This is a genomic window from Niabella sp. CPT15-335-S11 (genome assembly GCF_058792415.1).
The window spans coordinates 1,325,195-1,347,659 of the sequence record NZ_JBYTEI010000001.1 but is presented as its reverse complement, the minus strand read 5'-3'; the positions used below and the strand labels follow the sequence as shown (position 1 = coordinate 1,347,659).

General features: G+C 47.6%; 21 protein-coding genes. 8 read left to right on the top strand and 13 right to left on the bottom strand.

The features are described 5' to 3' along the window. Positions 1 to 25 precede the first annotated feature (25 nt). Positions 26 to 859 carry a DUF6515 family protein gene (locus AC3WS5_RS05375; RefSeq protein WP_492466228.1) on the bottom strand — a complete coding sequence of 278 codons (834 nt, stop codon included), beginning with the start codon at positions 857 to 859 and terminating at the stop codon, positions 26 to 28. 210 nt (positions 860 to 1,069) lie between these two features. On the opposite strand from AC3WS5_RS05375, the gene AC3WS5_RS05370 reads away from it, so the two are divergent. Beyond that, positions 1,070 to 2,191 carry a M42 family metallopeptidase gene (locus AC3WS5_RS05370; RefSeq protein ID WP_492466227.1) on the top strand — a complete coding sequence of 374 codons (1,122 nt, stop codon included), beginning with the start codon at positions 1,070 to 1,072 and terminating at the stop codon, positions 2,189 to 2,191. A 155-nt stretch (positions 2,192 to 2,346) separates the two neighbouring features. Here the strand turns inward: AC3WS5_RS05370 and AC3WS5_RS05365 are convergent, their stop codons facing one another. The 3 genes from AC3WS5_RS05365 to AC3WS5_RS05355 form a co-directional block, all read right to left on the bottom strand. Beyond that, positions 2,347 to 3,543 (bottom strand): RsiV family protein, encoded by a 1,197-nt coding sequence (locus AC3WS5_RS05365; RefSeq protein ID WP_492466226.1) that lies wholly within the window; start codon positions 3,541 to 3,543, stop codon positions 2,347 to 2,349. Between the two features lie 97 nt (positions 3,544 to 3,640). Beyond that, positions 3,641 to 4,912, bottom strand: a complete 1,272-nt coding sequence (locus tag AC3WS5_RS05360) for an ABC transporter permease (RefSeq protein ID WP_492466225.1) — start codon at positions 4,910 to 4,912, stop codon at positions 3,641 to 3,643. 28 nt (positions 4,913 to 4,940) lie between these two features. Further along, on the bottom strand, positions 4,941 to 5,879 hold the full coding sequence (locus tag AC3WS5_RS05355; protein ID WP_492466224.1) for an ABC transporter ATP-binding protein: 939 nt from the start codon (positions 5,877 to 5,879) through the stop codon (positions 4,941 to 4,943). A gap of 134 nt (positions 5,880 to 6,013) precedes the next feature. Between AC3WS5_RS05355 and AC3WS5_RS05350 the strand changes: the two genes are divergently transcribed. Next, the gene (locus AC3WS5_RS05350; RefSeq protein WP_492466223.1) at positions 6,014 to 7,003 is read left to right on the top strand and encodes a zinc dependent phospholipase C family protein; all 990 of its coding nucleotides are present in this window, start codon (positions 6,014 to 6,016) and stop codon (positions 7,001 to 7,003) included. A 5-nt stretch (positions 7,004 to 7,008) separates the two neighbouring features. Here the strand turns inward: AC3WS5_RS05350 and AC3WS5_RS05345 are convergent, their stop codons facing one another. Further along, positions 7,009 to 8,595: an NAD(P)/FAD-dependent oxidoreductase gene (locus AC3WS5_RS05345; protein ID WP_492466222.1), complete on the bottom strand. Its 1,587-nt coding sequence runs from the start codon at positions 8,593 to 8,595 to the stop codon at positions 7,009 to 7,011. A 103-nt stretch (positions 8,596 to 8,698) separates the two neighbouring features. On the opposite strand from AC3WS5_RS05345, the gene AC3WS5_RS05340 reads away from it, so the two are divergent. After that, complete coding sequence (locus tag AC3WS5_RS05340) at positions 8,699 to 10,786, top strand: TonB-dependent receptor family protein (RefSeq protein WP_492466221.1); 2,088 nt, start codon at positions 8,699 to 8,701, stop codon at positions 10,784 to 10,786. Between the two features lie 8 nt (positions 10,787 to 10,794). On the opposite strand, the gene AC3WS5_RS05335 is transcribed toward AC3WS5_RS05340, so the two are convergent. From AC3WS5_RS05335 to AC3WS5_RS05315, 5 genes are all read right to left on the bottom strand, one after another. Next, entirely contained in the window at positions 10,795 to 11,163 is a 369-nt protein-coding gene (locus AC3WS5_RS05335) for a TM2 domain-containing protein (RefSeq protein ID WP_492466220.1), read from the bottom strand. Next, a complete protein-coding gene (locus AC3WS5_RS05330; protein WP_492466219.1) occupies positions 11,072 to 11,377 on the bottom strand; it encodes a DUF2752 domain-containing protein in 306 nt (101 codons plus the stop codon). Before AC3WS5_RS05330 ends, AC3WS5_RS05335 begins: the two co-directional genes overlap by 92 nt. 273 nt (positions 11,378 to 11,650) lie before the next feature. After that, a complete protein-coding gene (gene lon / locus AC3WS5_RS05325; RefSeq protein WP_492466218.1) occupies positions 11,651 to 14,065 on the bottom strand; it encodes an endopeptidase La in 2,415 nt (804 codons plus the stop codon). Between the two features lie 321 nt (positions 14,066 to 14,386). Then, positions 14,387 to 14,983: a porin family protein gene (locus tag AC3WS5_RS05320; protein WP_492466217.1), complete on the bottom strand. Its 597-nt coding sequence runs from the start codon at positions 14,981 to 14,983 to the stop codon at positions 14,387 to 14,389. A gap of 96 nt (positions 14,984 to 15,079) precedes the next feature. After that, positions 15,080 to 16,336, bottom strand: a complete 1,257-nt coding sequence (locus tag AC3WS5_RS05315) for a metallophosphoesterase (protein WP_492466216.1) — start codon at positions 16,334 to 16,336, stop codon at positions 15,080 to 15,082. A gap of 153 nt (positions 16,337 to 16,489) precedes the next feature. Here AC3WS5_RS05315 and AC3WS5_RS05310 point away from each other — a divergent pair, with 153 nt between their 5' ends. The 4 genes from AC3WS5_RS05310 to dapB all read left to right on the top strand — a co-directional run bounded on the left by AC3WS5_RS05310 (position 16,490) and on the right by dapB (position 19,733). After that, on the top strand, positions 16,490 to 17,290 hold the full coding sequence (locus AC3WS5_RS05310) for a ParA family protein (protein WP_492466215.1): 801 nt from the start codon (positions 16,490 to 16,492) through the stop codon (positions 17,288 to 17,290). Between the two features lie 138 nt (positions 17,291 to 17,428). After that, positions 17,429 to 18,346 carry a ParB/RepB/Spo0J family partition protein gene (locus tag AC3WS5_RS05305; RefSeq protein WP_492466214.1) on the top strand — a complete coding sequence of 306 codons (918 nt, stop codon included), beginning with the start codon at positions 17,429 to 17,431 and terminating at the stop codon, positions 18,344 to 18,346. A gap of 19 nt (positions 18,347 to 18,365) precedes the next feature. After that, positions 18,366 to 18,998, top strand: a complete 633-nt coding sequence (locus tag AC3WS5_RS05300; protein ID WP_492466213.1) for a DUF5683 domain-containing protein — start codon at positions 18,366 to 18,368, stop codon at positions 18,996 to 18,998. Positions 18,999 to 19,016: 18 nt separating this feature from the next. Further along, entirely contained in the window at positions 19,017 to 19,733 is a 717-nt protein-coding gene (gene dapB / locus AC3WS5_RS05295) for a 4-hydroxy-tetrahydrodipicolinate reductase (RefSeq protein ID WP_492466212.1), read from the top strand. Between the two features lie 50 nt (positions 19,734 to 19,783). On the opposite strand, the gene AC3WS5_RS05290 is transcribed toward dapB, so the two are convergent. Further along, the gene (locus tag AC3WS5_RS05290; protein ID WP_492466211.1) at positions 19,784 to 20,848 is read right to left on the bottom strand and encodes an Mrp/NBP35 family ATP-binding protein; all 1,065 of its coding nucleotides are present in this window, start codon (positions 20,846 to 20,848) and stop codon (positions 19,784 to 19,786) included. Between the two features lie 100 nt (positions 20,849 to 20,948). Here AC3WS5_RS05290 and AC3WS5_RS05285 point away from each other — a divergent pair, with 100 nt between their 5' ends. Further along, complete coding sequence (locus tag AC3WS5_RS05285; protein ID WP_492466210.1) at positions 20,949 to 21,587, top strand: carboxypeptidase-like regulatory domain-containing protein; 639 nt, start codon at positions 20,949 to 20,951, stop codon at positions 21,585 to 21,587. A 48-nt stretch (positions 21,588 to 21,635) separates the two neighbouring features. Here AC3WS5_RS05285 and AC3WS5_RS05280 read toward each other — a convergent pair whose 3' ends face one another. Both AC3WS5_RS05280 and AC3WS5_RS05275 read right to left on the bottom strand, forming a co-directional pair. Beyond that, positions 21,636 to 21,914, bottom strand: coding sequence for a barstar family protein (locus AC3WS5_RS05280; protein WP_492466209.1), 279 nt, complete (start codon positions 21,912 to 21,914; stop codon positions 21,636 to 21,638). 48 nt (positions 21,915 to 21,962) lie between these two features. Beyond that, positions 21,963 to 22,460, bottom strand: a complete 498-nt coding sequence (locus tag AC3WS5_RS05275; protein ID WP_492466208.1) for a ribonuclease domain-containing protein — start codon at positions 22,458 to 22,460, stop codon at positions 21,963 to 21,965. Positions 22,461 to 22,465: the final 5 nt, after the last annotated feature.

Here is a 22,465-nt window from a genome sequence, read left to right as displayed (position 1 = left end):
CGGAATCAACCGAAAAATCTGCTTATCAGCGCGTTCTCACAACCTCATAGACGGTCTTTCCTTCCTCCCGAACCTCTTTGTAGTAAGTTCCACCCGGCGATACAAATTGTTTGGCGCCATCCACCGAAATAGCCCGGCTGTTGCGGGGTAACTGATCAAAACGGTCTCCTACCTGTGGACCCGTATTATAATCATCACCGGTCGCTGTCTCACTCTTTTGATCCTCTAATGGAGTATACTGATCGTTAACCGGAGGATAATTTCGACCGGAATCATTGTACACCGGGTCATCTCCTGAATATCCACCCGAGCGCCCTGATCCGGTATCAAGCCTGCCCCGGACACCTACTACCCGGTAGACCAACGCCCCGTCACCTGCGGTTTCTTCCCTGAAATAGGTACCGCCGCGTTCATAATAAACCTCGCCATCGATATCCAATTCTCTTACGCCGCTGGGCAGCCTCCTCACTGTTGCTCCCAAAGGCGGGGCTACCGATACATAGCCACCCCTTTCAAGTCGCCGATAGTAAGCGTCATCGTAATAATAATAAGGAACTCCTCCAAAATCCATACGCTGGTAACCTGGAGGTAGCATATTCATGCGAATACCTACACCCGGAAAATTCATTCCAACAGATACCCCCATTCCCGGGCCTACCGATAAACCCCAATAGCCAGGATATAACCCAAAGCCCCCAAAGGCGCCTATTCCAACCGATACCCTTGGCCTGCTTCGGTATACCATCCCGCGTTGATACCTGTCGCCCCATATCGGACGTCCCCACTGGGCCTCAACCTTCGACCCAGTAAAAAACAGCACACCTAATAACAAGAGCTGTATGCTGACTGACTTTTTCATATTAGTTTGATATTTTAAGTTAGACGATTTGAAGTACTCAAAAGCTGCGTTTATACGCAAACAGGTGACGATTAGCTCAAATAATACCCAATCCCGGGGCTTTGCCCGGCATGCTTGAACTTTTTTCTTACATTTGAGACCAGGTCTTTATTGTAAAATGACGTCCATTTTTCAGGACCGGTTTATTCACAATTCAAATACGTTATACAAATGGCTAAATCAGCACCTGCCAAAAAGACAACAACTCATCCAAAAACACTGACAACCGCAACTTCATTGTCCTTTTTGAGGAATTACATCAATAATGCTTCCCCGGTCGGTTTCGAGACCTGGGGGCAAAAGCTCTGGCTGGAGTACCTGTCGCCATTTATCGATGAGCAGTTCGTTGATCCCTATGGTACTGCCGTCGGTGTTATCCAGCCAGGTAAACCCTTTAAAGTGGTGATCGAAGCCCATGCCGATGAGATCAGTTGGTTTGTGAATTATATTACCAAGGAGGGGTTGATATATGTGAAACGCAATGGAGGCAGCGATCATCAGATCGCACCTGGGCTGCGGGTGAATATCCATGGGAAAAAAGGAACAGTGAAAGCCGTCTTTGGCTGGCCGGCCATCCATACGCGCGTAGGAGATAAAAACGATAATCAGCCAAAACCAGAGACGATCTGGTTGGATTGCGGTGCGAGGTCGGCAGAAGAGATTGAAAAACTCGGCATCCATATCGGCGCAGTGGTTACCTATCAGGATGGTTTCGATGAATTATCCTATGACCATTGGGTTGGCCGCGCCTTCGACAACCGCGTCGGCGGGTTCATGATTGCTGAGGTCGCCAGACTATTAAAAGAGAACAAGAAAAAATTGCCTTACAGCTTGTATATCGTGAATGCTGTCCAGGAAGAAATCGGACTACGTGGTGCGGAGATGATCGCCCGGCGCATTAAGCCTGATGTAGCCATCGTGACCGACGTAACCCATGATACCAACACCCCTATGATCAATAAAAATATTGAAGGGGATATCTGGTGTGGAAAAGGCCCCTCGCTAGCCTACGCCCCGGCCGTTCATAATAAACTCCTGGGATTTGTAGAAAAGATCGCTGAGGAGAAAAAGATCCCCGTACAATGGCGCGCCTTGAGTCGCAGCACAGGCACGGATACGGATTCTTTCGCCTACGCCAACGACGGATGCCCGTCAGTATTGATTTCAATACCGCTGAGATACATGCACACGACGGTGGAAATACTACACAAGGACGATGTTGAAAACACGATCCGCCTGATGTATGAGACGTTGCTGGCACTTACGCCAAAAACGGACCTGAAATATCTCTAAATGGTGAGAATGTAAGGTTAGACGCAAGACTCTACCCACCTGTGGCGGGCCTGCCCACCCGAACGATGCGTCCGATGCGGCGGACGGATGCGGCGACATCAAACGTTAGATATTAAATACGTCATATATGATTTGAATTTCTATCAATTCTTCTGTCACCTGAGATTCATCCTTTTCCTGAACACCGGATTCAACCATTGTTTCAGATCGGTGTAGGGGATGACCACCCTTATTTCGCCGAAGGCATAGGCCGCCACTTCATAGGGCTGATAACTGAACCCGAGCCCTTTTTGTGTAAAATAAAAATTCCGGTTTGGCGGCAAGTCATTCTCAAACAGGGTACTATTTAGTGACTCCTGCGGCCGAAGATTTCGCTGTATCCGGAAGTGCTTCTCCAGCAGGCTCTTCAGCGTCAGTGAATCCGCAGTCACGATATCCGCCAGTTCCATCTTCTTTTTTTCCTGCATATCAAAACAAATCATCGTGGTACCGTACATTCCGTGGGCGCCACCCTGGTAGGCATATCCCATCACCTGCAGCACCACATATCCGTTATTATTATAGGTTAGATTCGTATTCATAATCTGCTCGTAGTTCAACACGTGATGAGACGCTGTATCCGCCAGCAGCAAGGGTTTCAGGCTGTCCATCTCATCTCGATAACTGTCTATAAACGCTGTTCCCCATTTCTTTACTACCTGCGTGACATTCAATGATTCATAACCCGCTCCAAACACAGTACTGTTCACTATCCGGTTAAACCATTGCCCGTCGACATCCCTCAATGAGGGCTCCAACATCATGACTGAGGTCCTGGCCTCAGGGGTTTCATTTTTTAAACCGGTGAAACGATAGATATTTTGAAAGCCGATTACATCAAATGCTGAAGAACGCGGAGGGAAGCTCTTTTTCAGATCGATCCTGTACCTGTTCTTTCTATCGCCACTAATCCGCTCACCTTGCACGGTCTCTGCTGTGACCAACACATGCCATCGCGGATCAGGCTGCAGCGCTGCATCCCCTCCCCCGTAATCGGAGACCTCAAATAACGAAATGCTGTCGCGGAGCAAAACGGTATCCCTGTCGCGGTACAACAGCGTATACCCAACCTGACCATCATGGTTATAATTGGCACTGATCTCATCGGAAAATTTTGAAATATGCATGACCACAGGTTTTCCCCCAATCGCACCTTCATATCTTGAATAAAAACTCCCGTCTGTGACGGCAGCAGGATGGTCGATTGCGGAATCGCTTCCCTCAGGATTATCTTCTTTGTGCTCCCTGTTTCCGTGACAGGCAGCCAGTGTAATTAATACAAATAGTGACAGTAAGATCGTTTGTCTATTCATAGGAGTGAATTTGATACGTTGAAACCTGAACATGTTCGCCAGGAGCGCAGATTGGAGCCGATCAGCACATTCCCGGTAGTCTGCCTCCTTAGTCCGATTACTTTCTGAACGCCCACCTGATCATTTCTTTCCAGGTTGGTTTTTTCCCGTACATCAGGATACCCGTGCGGTAAATCTTCCCCGCAAACCAGGCCATAAATAGAAAACCGGCCACCAGTAATACCATGCTCAATCCTAATTCCCAGTAAGTTACCGTACCCGGAATCCCGTAAGGGATCCTCGCCATCATCACAATTGGCGAAGTCAGGGGAATGATGCTGCCCCAAATGGCTACAGCACTGGTGGGCTCCCGCATGGCGATGGTCAGGATGAATATGGCGAAAATAATGATCATGGTTATTGGAAAACTGAGCGACTGTGCCTCACGCATATCTTCATTCACTGCACTACCAATGGCCGCATACAACGAAGCATAAAAAAAGAATCCCCCCAGGAAGTAAAAGATAAACATAAACAGCAACATAGAAATGTTGACGCTGGTAAATACGTCCTGCACCTTCCCCACCACTTCATTCATCGCGGGATTACTGCCGGCCCCTGATTTCGTGATATTATAAATAATAAAAATGAAAACTACCCACAGTAGAAACTGAGTAAGGGCCACCAGGGCAATGCCGATGATCTTACCTAACATCAGTTGAAAAGGTTTGACAGAAGATACCATAATCTCGGCAATGCGGCTGGTCTTCTCCTCCATAACGCCCATCATCACCTGCGAACCGTAAATAATCAAAATGAAATATATCAGGAAGCCTGATACATAACCTATCACCAGGGCAACGTTTGCATTGGCACTCTTGTCCTTCATGTTTTCCGCCTGCACGTTCAGCCGGCTCTCGTTGAGCAGCGCCTTTTTGGTGCTGTCAATACCCAGCTCTTCATACTTAATTTCATTCCAGATCATATTGAGTTTAGCCTGGACGGTAGAAGCCGTGCCCAAAGTCCGGTTTGATCTGATGACAATATGATCGGGAGACCGGGCGATCATCGTATTTTCGGGAATGACAATATACCCGTCATATCCCCTTTCTTCAAAATTAGCTGCGAGTTTTGCTGGTGCTTCATGCACCAATTCCAGCGTACTGGATTTGTCTGTATGGTTCGCAGATTCAAGGCGGGCTGCGGTAAATTTACCTGAGGAATCAATGACCGCAATTTTGAATCGGGTGGAAGATTTTTCTCCGATATATGCCGTTCCGAATATCAAACCCAGGTAGAGCAAAGGAAACAAAAGCGTTGTTATAATAAAACTTCTTTTCCGAACGCGGGTCAGAAACTCTCTTTCAATAATTAGAAGGATCTTGTTCATTTAACGATTTTGAAGCATACTAGTCTGTTCATGCAGAAAGGGTTTCGAACCTGCGGGCGAGCGGTGTGCCCTCCACCTGGCGGATAAAAATATCATTTAACGACGGCAGAATTTCGTTGAACGATTCCACAGGAAATCCTTTATCTAAAAAATATTGCAGGATCTCATTGTTGGTCCTTTGCTCCTGGCGCTGGATAACCAGTTCCTTAGCGCCGGATGACTTGATAGAAAACAGGTTGGTTTCAAGTTCGGGTGCTGAAATATCCTTTTCAAACCGGATGCGATACAGATCCTCTTTAAAGTCCTGTTTTACCTGGGCAAGCGTTCCATCTAAAATCTTCTTGCCTTTATTGATCAGTACAATATGATCGCAAATTTCTTCGACCTGTTCCATCTGGTGGGTGCTGAAAATGATAGTGGCCCCCTGCTTTGCCAATTGATAGATCTCGTCTTTGATCAAATTAGAATTGACCGGATCAAGTCCGCTAAACGGCTCATCCAGAATAACCAGACTGGGATGATGCAAAACCGTAGTCACAAATTGCAGTTTCTGCTGCATCCCTTTCGAAAGATCTTCGACTCTTTTATTCCACCAGGACTCCATATCCAGTTTCTGAAACCAGGTGCGAATGCGCTGAACCGCTTCCCGCTTGTCTAAGCCCTTCAACCTGGCAAGATACAACGCCTGCTCTCCGATCTTCATCTTCTTATACAGACCACGCTCCTCCGGCATATATCCGATCTTTGGGATGTCGCGGTCGGCATTAAAGGGTTTGCCATCAAATATTATAGATCCGGCATCCGGATAAAAAATCCCCGTAATCATACGGATGAGTGTGGTCTTGCCCGCGCCATTGGGTCCCAACAACCCAAAAATCTGACCCTGATCAATGCCCAGACTCACATCGTCAACAGCTTTCTGCGAATCGAAATACTTTTTTAGGTTCTGCAGTTGTAATATTGACATATTGGTTGAATTAGAATCCAAATATAACTCTTGTCCCTGAACTTACCCGCTTCTTCGTAGGCATAGTGACGCCCATACTTTTTTTCATACCGTTTAAGATTTTTTCGCTCAAATTTGCAGAAATTTTAAAGCCTATGAACTGGAAAATTGCCAGGGTATTTTTCTTTGTTGGCCTGATCCTGACACTGAGCAGCTGGGGATTTCTCGTCCACCGGACCGTTAATCAACTGGCCATTTACGCATTGCCAAAAAAATTGGACCGATTTTTTTTCAGACACAAAGATTACCTGATTGAGAACGCGCCACGTCCGGATAACAGACGCAACACCGATTCTACAGAAGGCAATAAGCACTTCATGGACATGGAATACTACGATGAGAATCCATTCCGTACCGTACCTCATGCATGGACTGATGCTGTCAAGAAATACAGTGAGGACACCTTGAAAAAATACGGGACCCTGCCCTACACGGTGATAGCCACGCAGGAAAAACTTACACGGGCCTTTCGGAACCGGGATGCAGACAGCATCCTGTTTTATGCGGCTGATATCGGTCACTACATCAGCGACGCGCATGTTCCACTGCATACTTCCCTGAATTACGATGGACAACTAACCAATCAGCTTGGTATTCACGATCTTTGGGAGACATCGGTTCCCGAACTGAAACTCTCTCAATTCACCCTACAGAGCCGCCACAAGGCCCGTTACTTGCAGTCTCCGCAGGAGGCCATCTGGCAGATCCTGGAACATACCCATTCGTTGTTACCCGGAATGCTCGCTGCCGAAAAGGAGGTCTCCAAACGTTTCACCGAAACTACGAAATACAGGTGGCAGGTCCGCTGGGGTCGTAACAGACGGTTTTATTCACAGGCATTCGCGGCCGATTATTACAAAGCGATCGGCCCATCCATCAATACCCAGCTAATCGCCTCAGCAAATGCTATTGCCGATTTTTGGTATACGGCATGGGTGGATGCGGGAAGACCGGATCTCAATCAGACTAAAGTTAGTCGGAAGGAAAAAAATCAATTTAAAAGGGAAAGACGGGCGTTTCGCAAAAATCACCTGGTAGCGAAAAAATGGCTTACCAGCCTGCAATCTACGCCAGGCGATCAATAGACTGATCAGGTCCAAAGAGACGTAATAGTTTTCGCCGTCCTTTCTCCGTCCATGGCCGCACTCACAATGCCACCTGCATACCCGGCACCTTCACCACAAGGATACAAATTCCTGAACCCTGGATGGCTGCGCGTCTCCGTATCCCTGGGAATCCTGATAGGTGACGATGTTCTCGATTCCGTGGCCACTAATACCGCTTCATTACTGTAATACCCGCGCATCTTCCTTCCGAAGGCCACAAAGGCTTTCTGCAGGGCCTGATGTATAAATCCGGGTAGCACTTCCCGCAGATCCGATGAATGAATCCCGGGTAAATAGGAACATCCCGGCAAATCGGGGGACACCTTATTATTACAAAAATCCACCATTCGCTGAGCTGGAGCTACCAACCCTCCACCTCCTTCCTTAAATGCGCGTTGCTCAACCCATTGCTGAAAATCGAGCATAAATAAGGCATCCGGACCACTTCGGGCGGAAATTTCATTAGCAAAGCTGGTTGACCGGACATCCTCCTCCCTGACCTGTACCACAATCCCCGAATTCGCATATGGATTATTTCGCTTGCTGGGCGACCAACCATTCACGACGATTTCACCGGGACTGGTCGCTGCGGGGGCAATGATGCCGCCCGGACACATACAAAAAGAAAAAACACCCAGTCCCCCCACCTGCTCCACTAAACTGTAAGAAGCGGGGGGAAGAAATGGGTCGCGCACGTCGCAACGGTACTGGGCTTTGTCGATCAGTTCCTGTGGATGTTCTGCCCTTACCCCAAGCGCAAAGGGTTTTGACTCCAGATGAATCCCTTTCGCATGTAATAAATAATAAATATCTCTTGCTGAATGACCAGTTGCCAGTATATAGGCATCAGCTTCAAACGTAGTTCCGTCGGCTGTTTTTACCCCCTTGATCCGATCGCTGTCTGCAATCAGATCCACAACCTTTTGGTTGAAATGGACTTCCCCGCCACAGGCCAGGATCTGCTCGCGCATATTTGTAATGATTTTTGGCAGCTTATTGGTTCCAATATGCGGGTGCGACTCGTACAAGATCTTTTCGTCTGCGCCAAAAAAATGAAATATTTGCAGGATCCGCTCCACATCGCCCCTTTTGTGACTCCGGGTGTATAACTTTCCATCGCTGTAGGTGCCGGCGCCACCTTCTCCAAAACAATAATTGCTTTCCGGATTGACCACCCCCTGTTTGTTAATCGCTGCCAGATCGCGACGTCTGCTCTTGACATCTGAACCCCTTTCCAGTATGACCGGCCTGATCCCCGTTTCAATTAATTGCAGGGCCGCGAACAATCCCGCGGGACCCGCACCAACAATTACCACGCTCTTTTTTGCTGCATGTACATCTTTAAATTCAAATGGCATCAACTGCCTGGGCAGAGCAGGTTCATCCACGTAAGCCAGGAGGGAAAGCCTGATCAACGGTTGGCGCGAACGGGCGTCTATCGAACGTTTCAGCACGGTATAACCGCTTACTTCCTCCGGATTCACCGACAATGCTGAGGCGATTTCCTGAATAATGCGCTGCTCATCGGCCGCTTCTCCGGATTTCAGACTGATGGAAATAGTTCGTTGCATGATCTGTTATGGATACTCAAACAAGGGTACAAAGTAAGCAAATGATGCGATTTTATGAGAGCAGAAAACAAAATTCGCCAGACAGGTAATATATTTGGGTTCTATGATTGATTCGAAAGATATCTGGATTCTTTCCTTGTTCATGCTCTGCGCAACATTGCCCTTCACTAAAATTTCGGCGCAGGTATTGGAAGAAGACACAGTGAAAACCCTGGAAGGCGTTACGGTAAAGGCTTTTGATCACAAAGAGGGTGGAATGACGACGGCCCTGGTCAGCGTGATCAGGCCTACCGGCCCGGGAAACAGGGTTTCTATTTTACGGGATTTCAATACTGTTCCCGGCGCCAGGATGGAGGAACGTTCGCCAGGAAGCTACCGGATCAATATTCGTGGGAGCTCCCTCAGGTCGCCTTTCGGCGTTAGAAACGTAAAAATCTACTGGAACGATATTCCACTCACCGATCCGGGGGGCAACACCTATTTCAACCAGATGGCGACCAATAATTTCACTAGTGTGGAAGTCTTCAAAGGTCCCGCTTCAAGTCTGTATGGCGCGGGGACCGGGGGATTGATCATCTTGAACAACGATACTGCTCGCCGACATGGAGTTGGTCTCGAGTACCTGACGGGCAGCTATAACCTCCGAAACCTGCTGGCAACGGCGGTTACGGGTGGTGAGCGTTCTGACCATACCCTGAGTTTTGCGCATACAACTTCAAGCGGATACCGGGAGCAAACGCAGATGCGGCGGGACAATTTTTCCTGGACGGGCCGGATGAAACTTTCGGATAGGGAGGAACTGACGGCTTCGCTTCTTTACACGGATATGTATTACCAAACTCCCGGCGCGCTCACCAGGAGTGAGTTTGAAAGGGATCCTCGTGCCGCCCGCCCTGCAGTCGGGACCTTTCCATCGGCAAAGGATGCCAGGGCCTCTATCTTTCAGAAAACCTTTCTGACGGGCCTGAGCTATCGCAATCAAATCACAAAATGGTTGGAGAACCGCACTTCGGTCTATGGAGCTTTTGCACAGGTAAAAAACAGCGCTATCCGGAATTTTGAAAGGAGGAATGAACCTCATTTTGGAGGAAGGTCCGTTTTCAATTTCGAAACGGGAAATAGAGAAAAACTTTCCCTGCGCTGGACCGCAGGTCTTGAGTTTCAACAGGGCTATTTCAATACCCAGGTCGCGAAAAACCGGAATGGTTCGCCTGACAGTCTCCGAACCGATGATGATATCGAGTCATTCGTTTACAGCATTTTTACCCAGGCAACACTTGGGGCGGCAGGTAATAGCCTTCTTTTCACGGGTGGTATCAGCCTGAATAATAACAAGCTCCGGTTTACGAGACTCAACAGTTATCCTGTGCGCAGCCAGACTTTCTCTTATTATAACGAACTGGCGCCGAGATTTTCGATCCTCAAAAAGTTCCAAAATGATCTATCCTTACTGGCTACTGTTTCCCGGGGTTTTTCTCCGCCAACTATTGCGGAGCTACTGCCATCTACCGGAATTATTGAAACCGGATTGCGGGCTGAACATGGATACAATTATGAGCTGACGGCCAGGCAATTCCTCCTGCGAAAGAAGTTATTGTTTGAGGCTACGGGCTTTCAGTTCACTATGAACCAGGCGCTCGTACAACGGAGAGATGCTGCAGGGGCTGATTTTTTCACCAATGCGGGAAAAATTAACCAATCTGGGATTGAGCTTTTGTCTTCTTATCTTTATGTGCCAATCTCGCCTAACCTGGTGATAGATCATATGTACTTCAAAGCCGGCTATACCTATAGCCATTTTCTCTACAAACAGTTTGAAAAGGACGGCAAGGACTATTCGGGCAAACAAGTTCCCGGCATACCTGAACAAACATTTTCACTTAATGGAGATCTTTTTTTTCGCGGAGGTTGGTACATAAACGGATCCTATTTCGGCGCCAGTCGTATTTTTATGAACGATGCGAATACCGCTACATCCAGTGCTTACCACCTGCTGGGCTTCAGAACCGGCCGGAAGTTTTCACTGTCGAAAGTAAATCTCAACCTGTACGCAGGGGCTGATAATCTTCTGGATGAAATCTATAGCCTTGGAAATGATATTAACGCCGCAGGTGGAAGATATTTCAATGCAGCCCCCCGTCGGAATTTTTACGCCGGAATTTCTATCGGGTTTTACAGACCAAAACCTTAGGCATAGCTTTAATGACCCTGGTTAATTGACCAGACCAGTTTTGCACTTTCATTAGCCTGGCCGGTATTGTAACGGATTGTCAACTGGTTGATATTGACCAGATCAACAGTAGTACCGATGAAACACAGGCCTACGGTGAAAATATACAGGATACCCAGGAGAATGTCGCCCATGAGGAGCCGGTGGATTCCGGCAATTCCAAAGTAACCCAGAATACACAGGATGACCATGAGCTGGCGATCCCTCCGGCGGCCCTTATATATTGCCAGAAATGTATTTTCCTGATCACTGTTCATGTTCTTCATCAAAGCCTGAATTGTGTAAAGCTCTTCTGAGTCCATATCCGGAAACATCATTAAAATTCTTTGTTGGTCCATTGTTGCTGTTTTTATGAATAATGTAGAAAGACTTACCGCTCTGGTACAGCAAAATCAAGGTGGCCGGGATACCTAGGATATGGGCCTGCACGGCCGATCTGTAATCGAGGTGAAGCGCATAATGAATCGAGTGTCCCAGGCCACAGCCGGGGCAATCGCTCGAAAAAAATGTCTTCCATGGACATAGAGAAAATTCAGATTCCGATCCGTTCATCAAAAACAAACAAACCAAAGCGCTCAACCAGATTATCGGCTCCAAATATTTTCTGAGAAAAGCAGCCATCTTTTCCTGCTGTGAAGTTAAAGGAACCAAAGGTATAAATATGGAAATATTGGGAGGAAGCATCAACCGGCAGACGGGGATTTATTGCCGGTAAACCGATCTTTATAAGGGTCCGGTCGCATCCGGCGAATCGCCAAAAGGATCGCTTATTCAATTCCGCGATAGAAGATGCAACCTTTTTGGCGTTCCTCTCCCGTTCTCCCGTTAAGCTTTAACTTCCACTTCAAGCGCTATTTTCAGCACTTCTTCCATCTTTTCTACATAATGAAAATTCAGGCCTTTGATGAAAGCAGGCTCCACTTCAGCAACATCTTTGTCGTTCTGCTTACAGAGAATGATCTCTTTCAATCCTGCTCTTCTGGCTGCCAGAATTTTTTCTTTAATACCTCCGACAGGCAGAACCCGACCGCGAAGCGTTATCTCGCCGGTCATAGCCAGGTAGGGTTTGATTCGTCTTCCGGTCAGCGCCGACGTGATAGAGCTCATCATCGTAATACCCGCGCTGGGACCGTCCTTTGGCGTCGCACCTTCGGGTACATGAATATGAATATTCTTCTTTTGAAAAAGAACCGGGTCAATCCCGTATTTAGATGCATTTGACTTCAGATAAGACAGGGCCGTCGTAGCACTTTCCTTCATCACATTGCCCAGGTTACCCGTGAGGCTAAGATCACCTTTGCCGTCACTCAGGATGGTTTCAATGAAAAGGATATCGCCTCCAACGTAGGTCCAGGCCAGACCCACAGCCACACCAGCCATATTCACCGTTTTATAAAGGTCGTTGCTGTATTTAGGTTTACCCAGAACTACGGCCAGATCATCGGGGCTCAATGACGGATCCAGACCTTCGTTCATCGCCAGCCGTTTGGCCTGATGCCGCATGATTGCCGCAAGTTGCCGGTCGAGTTCGCGGACACCGCTTTCGCGGGTATAATCGGTGATTAACTTTTGCAATGTCTTGTCGCTGATCCGGAACGAATTCTTTTTTAGTCCGTGCAGCTCCTTTTGTTTGGGGACAAGGTGCCTTTTTGCTATTTCAATCTTTTCTTCGATGGCGTAACCGGTCAGGTCAATGATCTCCAGCCGGTCGCGAAGAGCGGGTTGTATGGTCTGGAGGGTATTGGCCGTTGCGATAAACATCACTTTGCTCAGGTCATACTCCAGTTCCAGGTAGTTATCGTAAAAATTGTTATTCTGTTCGGGGTCCAATACTTCCAACAGTGCACTGGCGGGATCGCCCCTGAAATCGTTGCCCACTTTATCTATTTCATCCAGCACAATCACCGGGTTGCTGCTATTAGCTTTTCGCAGCGATTGCAAAATACGCCCTGGCATTGCGCCGATATAGGTTTTCCGGTGTCCCCTGATCTCACTTTCGTCATGAATACCTCCCAGGCTGAGCCTGATGTACTTTCGACCCAGAGCCCCCGCAATGCTTTTCCCAAGCGACGTCTTCCCGATACCGGGGGGACCCAGGAAACACAATATGGGACTCTTCATATCGCCCTTAAGCTTCAGAACGGCCAGGTATTCCAGGATACGCTCTTTAATTTTCGCCATCCCATAATGGTCTTTATCCAGCGTCCTCCGCGCCTCCAGAAGGTCATAATGATCCTCCGTATAAGTACCCCAGGGGAGTTCGAGCATGAAGTCGACATGGTTATAAATCACGGAATAATCCGGCGTACTGGGATGCATTCTTTCCAGCTTTTCGATGCCCTTATCAAAAGCCTGCTTCGCGGAAGCGGGCCATTTCTTGAGTTCGGCCTTTTTCTGCAGTTCCTTGATCTCCTGGCTATTGCCATCACCGCCAAGCTCTTCCCGGATACTTTTGAGCTGCTGTTGCAGGAAGTATTCGCGTTGTTGTTTGTCGAGTTCTGTGCGGGTTTTATCGGTTACCTTGTTTTTCAACTGCACAAATTGCAATTCCTTCTGCAAAAGTGCAAGGAGGCTGACCGCCCTTTCGCGGACATCTCTCAACTCCAGCAGCCTTTGTTTATCCTGGATGGTTGTATTCAGGTTGCTGCTTACGAAATGGATGAGGAAAGAGGGTTTCTCAATGTTCTTCAGGATCAGCGTAGCCTCGGACGGAAGGTTTGGAGACTGCTGAATGATATTTGTAGCCAGATCCTTGATATTAGAAATATGCGCCTCAAATTCATTGTCGGAAGGAGCCGGTATATCTTCGATCAGGGACACCTTTGCTTTGAAATAGGGTTCGGAAGTCGTGATGGTATTAACCTGAAACTTGTTCCGGCCCTGGATGATCACCGTAGTTCCGCCGTCCGGCATTTTGATCAGCTTGACAATTCGGGCAATGGTACCTACTGACTCAAGATCTCCCGGTTGAGGCGTTTCTATATTGCTGTCTTTCTGGGCGATCACGCCGATCAGCTTCTCGCCACTGTAGGCATCATTTACTGCCTGGATGCTTTTATCCCTCCCCACCGTGATGGGTAACACTACGCCGGGGAACAGGACAGTGTTTCGCAAGGGTAACAGGGCCAGCTCATCCGGGATCTTATCCGGAAGTTCATCGGTATCACTCTCGTTAAGCGGAATTATTGGTATAAAATCCATTTCATCCTCAGGTCCAAAATACACCTTATCTATTTTCATCTTTCTCTAAATATAAGACAAACTGTCACGGCCTGAGCCGGACAGCTCAAAATTTTTGTGCAATATGCTTTTGGCAATTATGGTGCCATCGGCAATATTACAGAAAAGCTGACCTTCAATAAGGCTTTTGTCAGGAACAAATATGCTAATAAGGCGGGAATAACGCTAAAAGGAATGCTATATCGCCGATTATCTATAACAAAAATCCGCAGTCAGTGCGCGATCCACCCTGGAAATCGTATCACGCCATGATCTGCGGAATCCAAACGATGAAGTAATGTTGTTGTTTCAGCTTTCTCCGTTTGCTGCGCGAAATGCAGATCAAAACAGAGCCAGTCCGGCGCTGAGCTGAATAGCCTGGTTCTTCCACTTATCCTGCGAACCCAGGTTGCTGATATTATCCAGGCCGATCACATACCTGCCACCCAGCCTGAATTTGCTGAATTTAAGTTTTACACCCCCGACCATCGAAAAATCGCCGCCCTTAAAGGCATCGTGGGCGTTGTCCAGGAATTTTTTGTCTGAACTCATCAGGATGCTGTATTGTGGCCCCACCTCCAACTGAAGCGGTCCGCCCAGTTTGATATTCGCCAGCAAGGGTATGGATAGGTAATTCAGTCTGGCACGGGTTTGTGAATTATTGATACCAATATTTTGGTAAACGCTCTTAAAACCGCTACTATCAAGTGTTGAGGAGGATTGGTTGAATAATAGTTCAGGGTTCAGACTGATTACTTCCCCCAATCCGATCTCTGCGAAAGCACCGAGGAGGTAGTTGTACCGGAATTCATCGTTGAACGACTTACCGGTTATTTTGGAGATATTAGTACCCGCTTTCACACCTACACTGAACTGTGCCTGTGCATTGAGAACCAATAAAATAAAGCCAAAAATCAATATGAATCTTAATTTACGCATAACAGAATATTTAGGATAATAATTTGACTACTTTGTAGCTTTCGCCAAAACCAGGCCAGAAAGCGAATCCCAAAAGTAGGAAAACAAAAGGATCAGTTAAACTAATTCAATCAAAGTTATTTCCGGGAGGATACCCACACGCCCGGGATAGCCGATAAACCCGAACCCCCGGTTCACGTAAAGTTTCTGATGGCCCACTTCATACAATCCGGCCCAGCGCTTATAAACGTACTGCACCGGACTCCAGCGGAATCCGGGAATCTCCACCCCGAATTGCATCCCATGGGTATGCCCGCTTAAAGTGAGATCTATATCCTTATATTTTGTGTTAACTTCCTGATCCCAGTGTGACGGATCATGGCTCATCAGGATTCTAAACGGATAATTACCTGCGCCGTTCATGGCCTTTGACAAGCTCCCGTAACTGTGAAAACCTGAGCGGCCGCTGATATTCTGAACGCCAACCAGACCAATCTCATCATCTCCGCGGCGCAGTGGCAGGTGCTCGTCCAGCATCAGACGCCAGCCCAACTCACCATGTACGGATTTAAGCTTTTCGAGATTTGCTTTTTTTGCTTCTCGGGTCTCCCAGGAAGAATAATCGCCGTAATCATGGTTCCCAAGGATCGAAAATACGCCCATTGGCGCCTGTACCCTGCTGAAGATATCCTTAAAGTCGTCCATCTCATCCGCCCGGTTATTGACCAGATCACCGGTGAAAAGGATCAGATCAGGCTTTTCATGCAGGATCTTATCTATCCCTTTGTTTACTGCTGACTTATTAGTAAAACTACCACTATGAATATCAGAAATATGTGCGATCCTGATCCCCTTAAAAGAAGCGGGCAGGTTCGGGTAATGAAGCCTGACTCTCCTCACCTGATAATTGTACTTATTGCTCAGACCATACACGAAGGTGGTGAAAAGGCTGCCACCTGCGATCATTCCCACCCAGGTAAGGAAGGCAGACCTTGAAATGCCGTCACCTTCAACCCCGGCCGGACCTGCAACTACCGGTCTGCCCCGAAATATCTTTAAAAACACCCACTGCCCCATCCTGCGCAGATCATCTGTAAAAAAGAAAAAGACCGCTATAATTTTTCCAAAATAAAGCGCAAACACCAGGGCAAAGAGCGTGCTGCGTATGATACCATTTTGTCGTTGAAATTGCAGGTAGGGCAACAGGATAACCAATACCATGGCAACCGCAGTCACCAGCCAGTAAAGCAAAGTGTATAACATTCGCCCCCTGGAATGTTCCTGGTTAAACAAGTACCTGGTCGCAAAGAAAACATAGATGTCCACCAGCAACATCACTCCCAGAATGATCCACCAAAACGAAAAATGCCGCATATTTTCAGGACTTATACAATGTACAAATTTACTAATTCTTTAGAATCGGAACGAATTCCGCGTTTATCCGTTTTTAGAATCAGAATACTTTACATTTGCTTTAAAAACAGAATCGGCATCATTTAGTTTAGAAGACTGAACAAGAATTATGTTATGAGCAAAATTATAGGCGTAGCTAACCAAAAAGGCGGGGTTGGCAAAACCACCACGGCCATCAACCTGGCGGCCAGCTTCGCAGTCCTGGAATACCGAACGCTGCTGGTGGATGCTGATCCTCAGGCAAACAGCACGACCGGGGTTGGCTTCGACCTTCATAATATTACCCATAGCCTCTACGATTGCATGACAAACCAGACCCGTGCCAAAGAAGTGATTCTCAAAACCGAGATTCCTAACCTGGATGTCATTCCGTCTCATATTGACCTGGTGGGCGCTGAAATTGAAATGATCAATTACCCCAACCGGGAAATGGTTCTGAAGAACATCTTTGAAGATGTCAGGGACTTATATGATTTTATCATTATAGACTGTTCTCCTTCGCTGGGGTTGATCACGGTGAATGCTTTATCTGCTGCCGATTCAGTGGCCGTTCCGGTCCAATGTGAATTTTTTGCACTGGAGGGCCTGGGGAAATTACTGAACACGATTAAAATAGTCCAGAGCCGGCTTAATACGGCACTGCAGATAGAAGGCATCCTGATGACCATGTATGACAGCCGACTTCGTCTTTGTAACCAGGTAGTCAGTGAAGTGCGCCGCCATTTTGAAGATATAGTTTTTGACACGATCATACACAGGAATTCAAAACTGAGTGAAGCACCTAGTTTTGGAAAACCGGCCCTGCTGTATGATGCCAATAGTAAGGGCGCCCTGAATTATCTGAACCTGGCAAAAGAGATCCTGCAAAAGAACAATATGACAAAAATTCGGAATGACGAAAAGATCATAGAATAATTTGCAGGACTTCGGAAAAAATCACCATTTGGTGAATATCAGCGGGTTTTGGGTACGGTGTCAACCTCCTGAATGAATATAAAAAAAGTCTGTTTCACCGTATCAGGATTGGATAAAGCCCGGAATAAACAAAAAATTATGGCTACACAAAAACCAAATAAAGACGCGCTGGGAAAGGGGATCCGTTCCCTGCTGGGAAGTATAGACGCTGAATTAAAAAGCGGAACCGGGGAGTTGAAGAAAACGGTTATTGAAAGCGTCACCCATATCACAAGAATTCCACTGGACGACATCGAACATAATCCGCGGCAACCCAGGAGTGATTTTGATGAGGTGGCTTTAGACGAGCTGGCTCAGTCTGTAAGGCTTCATGATATTATTCAACCTGTTACCGTTACTAAAAAACCCGATGGAAAGTTCCGGCTGATTTCGGGAGAAAGGCGGCTGCGCGCTGCCAGGAAAGCTGGACTGACCGATATCCCTGCCTATATCCGCACCGCCAATGACAGCCAGTTGCTGGAACTTGCATTGCTGGAAAACCTGCAACGCGAGAACCTGAATGCAATGGAAGTAGCGCTCAGTTATAAGCGGATGATGGACGAACTCGAATACACGCAGGAAAAAGTAGCCGAAAGAATGGGAAAGGACCGGAGCACGGTTGCTAATTTCATCCGACTGCTCAAATTACCACCTGATATCCAACTGGCTGTGCGTTCGGGAACCATCAGCATGGGTCACGCCCGCGCGCTCATTAACGTAGACACGGTGGAACGGCAGTTGTTCATTTTTAAAGAGATCCGGGAAAAAGACCTCTCAGTACGCCAGACTGAAGCGCTTGTCAGAAGCACCTACAAGCAACCGGGTGGACAGCAACAATCCCAAAAAAGGGGACTTCCTGCCGCTTTTCAGCGAATTGAAGACAAACTGGCCTCCAGGTTCGACACAAGAGTAAAACTCAAACACAGCCCGAAGGGTAACGGTCAGATTTCTTTTGATTATTATTCACTGGAAGAACTGAATAAACTGTTGCAGAACTTTAACGTGACAGTAGACTAATAAGCTTTTTATTTGCGCTATGGTATTCCCGAGGAATAATTATCTGATTTTTTTCCTGTTATGCGTGTTCAGCCAAATTACATTGACAGCCCAGGTAAAAGATTCCCTGGTTCTGAAAGATACCACTGTACCCGGAGCTTTGCTTCACCCAACTTCACCGGCAGCGGATAGCCTGCCACAAAAAAGACACAAAGAACGGACTCCCCGGGGCGCCGCAATACGCTCTGCGATATTGCCGGGCCTCGGTCAGGCCTATAACCATAAATATTGGAAAATACCCGTGGTTTATGCTGTAATGGGCACCACGGGCTGGTACTTCCTGTATAATCTGCAGTGGTACCACCGTTACCGCTTTGCCTATACGGTAGCTTACAACAAGGATTCGGCAAACTTTTCAAAAGTATATAAACAGTTGCAGCCCGTCCTGGATCGGGTAGAAGCCCTGCAGTTTGCCCGTGATAAAACCAGGCGTGAAGTGGATTACGCGGGGCTTTACTTCCTGATTGCCTGGGCGTTGAATGTAGTGGAGGCATCGGTGGACGCGCATCTGAGCGGTTTTGACATCTCGCCCAACCTGAGTCTGCGTGTGAAGCCAGGCCATAGCAGCCTGGCAAATACGAACGGATTAAGCCTGGTCGTAGGATTAAAATAAATTAGAAAATAAATACGAATGAACATAGCGCTAATTGGATATGGGAAAATGGGTAAAGCCATTGAAGAAATTGCCCTTCAGCAAGGGCACAAGGTCGTTTTAAAGATTGATGTCACCAATCGGGAGGAATTCACAGCGGAAAATGTAGCACGGGCTGATGTGGCCATAGAATTTACCGGGCCTCATACAGCTTTTGATAATATTATAAAATTGCTTCAGTTTGGTATTCCGGTAGTGAGCGGGTCAACGGGCTGGCTTGACCGGTTAGATGAAGCCCAAAAGATCTGCAATGAGAATCAGGGCACACTGTTGTATGCCAGCAACTTCAGTATTGGGGTCAACCTTTTCTTTGAATTAAACCGGAAACTCGCGGTACTGATGCATCCCTATCCTGATTATAAAGTCAGCCTGGAAGAAATTCATCATACTGCAAAACTCGACGCGCCCAGCGGCACCGCCATCACACTCGCAGAACAGGTCATGGAAGTTTATACCGAAAAGAAGAAATGGGTGAATGACGTTAAACCCGCTGACGACGAACTGCTTATCGAAAGTAAACGGATCGATCCGGCCCCAGGCACGCACAGTATCTACTACAAGTCCGAAATCGATGATATCACGATCACCCACACCGCGCACAGCCGCAAGGGTTTCGCCGCCGGCGCTTTATTGGGTGCGGCTTATATCAGGGATAAAAAAGGGCTATTTACGATGAAAGACGTGCTGGGATTGTGATGAATGCGGCACTTCACCCATATAAATAGCTCGCAGAAAAAAGGCTACGGTTAGTTCCGTGCATTATTAACTGAAACGAACCTGGCCACTTCGCCCGCAAATTTGAGGAATGCATCGCGGGTAACCTGGTCATCTCCCATCATAACGGGCACCCCTATATCGCCTCCCTCCCGGATACCCTGAACCAAAGGAATTTCCCCGAGGAACGGTATTTCATACTCGTCAGCGAGCCTGCGCCCTCCTTCCCTGCCAAAAATATAATACTTGTTTTCCGGCAGTTCGGCTGGTGTGAAATAGCTCATATTTTCGACCAGTCCAATAATTGGCGTGTTCAGTTGTGCCTGGCCAAACATCGCAATACCCTTTTTGGCGTCAGCCAAAGCTACATCCTGGGGCGTGGTTACGATGACTGCACCCGTAACCCGGACAGTCTGCACCATCGTCAGATGAATATCGCCGGTTCCCGGGGGCATATCAACGATCAGGTAATCCAGATCACCCCAGTCAACATCGGAAATAAACTGCCTGATGGCACTGCTGGCCATCGGTCCCCGCCATACCACGGCTTTGTTTTCATCAACCAGCAGACCGATACTCAGGAGCTTAATGCCGAATCGTTCAAGCGGAACAATTAGCGGCTTTCCGTTGGTCTCACGCATCATCGGCCTTTCACCCCTTACACCAAACATGATCGGCACACTGGGCCCGTAAATATCGGCATCCATCAACCCGACGCTGGCTCCGCTCTGGGAGAGCGCCAGGGCCAGATTCGCGGCAACCGTACTTTTTCCAACCCCGCCTTTTCCGCTGAACACAGCAATAATGTTTTTCACCCCAGGCAGCACTGCCTCCCTTGGTTGCCGGCTGGTTGTGGTATTGCTGTTAAAGCCTACCTTTACCACAGCATCGGGGTTCACCATTTCTTTGATCGCCCGGATACAATCATTTTTCATTTTGTCCTTTAACGGACAAGCGGGTGTAGTTAATTCAATATTGAAAGAAACGTAATATTTTTCTATCGCCAAATCCTTAACCATATTCAAGGTCACGATATCCTTGCCTAAATCGGGTTCCTGAACAGTACTCAGTGCCTCTAATACTCTTTCTTTTGTCATTATCTAAGCTTATGTTAAATTCAATGTCGAATTACAAAGTTAAACATCCCCCGGCCGTTTTTGTTGTCTTAATTTGGATTGAGTACTTAATTTTGGCGCCGTGAAGAAAATTCTATCGTGTACTATCATCCTATTTTCCTTATTACCGTTGGGGGCAAGCGCGCAATTTGAAAAGGCGCGCGACTCGGTGGTCCAGCTTTTCGGTATTGTGATGACGGCAGACAGCCTGGATGGAATTCCCAATGTAAGCGTAGTTATCAAAGGCACTCACCGGGGTACCATCACAAACAAAGATGGCGTATTTTCCATAGCCGTGTTGAAAGGAGACCGCATCGAATTTTCCCACGTTAGTTACAAACCCAAGATCACCCAGGTTCCGCGAAACCTGGAAGGGAGCCAATACAGCATCGTGCAGTTGATGGTGAGGGATACAGCCTACCTGCCCGTGGCCATCATCAAACCCAGACCTACGCGGGAACAATTTGCCCGTGATTTTGTGAATACCCGTGTCGCCGATGACGAAATGGAGATCATCCGGAAAAATAACAGCCCCGAAACCAGGAAACGACTGCTCCGTACCACGCCCGGTGATGGCGGTGAAGCGGCTAATCTGCAGTTTAATAAAATGTACCAACGTGCCAGATATCAGGGCCAGATCCCCCCGATGAATATTTTTAATCCCGCGGCCTGGGGCGAATTCATTCAAGCCTGGAAGCGGGGTGATTTCAAAAACAATTAAATCGCCGGGAGTATTTGAAGCAAACCGGGATAGTTCCCCAATCCTGTATTATCTCATTTTGAGGAAAATGGAAAAGTGGAGATCCCCATCCATCTCTGCTTCAGCATCCTTGAAAAGTCTGATCAGTTGTTCAAAAGTTTTCAGCTTGCCAGGTGACAGATTTCGGAATTGAATATCGACGGGCATTTCCAGGTCACCGGTGACAACATCCCACAGCGCATCCAGGTTCCTGCCAAATTCCGGCGGAAGTTTCCATTCTTCGGCACTCTGCTCGTAAAAATCGTCCATTGAAGCGATCAGGTCGAAGTCAAAGATTGATATTTTCATGGAATTCCTTGATTGATGATCAGTCTGTCGGATAACTTCCCGCAAGTTTTATCTTTGCTGAAAGGTTTTATAATGGTCGTAGGTCACGTAAACCAGGCTGTCATTGGAGTATATCAGCCGGTCAGTGGTTCTCCTGCCACACCTGAAATTAATATCGGCCTCAAACCATTTCCTTCCCGGTCCGGAGGGCAGGCTTCTTTCGCGGTTGGTAAATACATCACCTCCAATTGCATGACCAGGCAATACATCACACAAATTTCCGGCCGAGGCGATCCAGCCTTTTTGCCGGGCTTCCCGTTTGCTCACATAATAGTAGGGCAACCTGTTGTGCTGCTTTACATAGGGCACAACCACGGCTTCCCGTGTCAGCGCTTCAATGTCTCCGGGCGCTGAGTCGGCCACTTCGTTACCGCGAACCTGGTTGGCGCGACTTTCAGTTTGCGGCGCGATACCCTTTTTCCCGGGTCGCACAAAACTGCGGTACAGGTAAACTACCGCTACCAGGAGAATCAGAAGAAACAGGATGTTTGAAACACTCTTTCGCATAGATG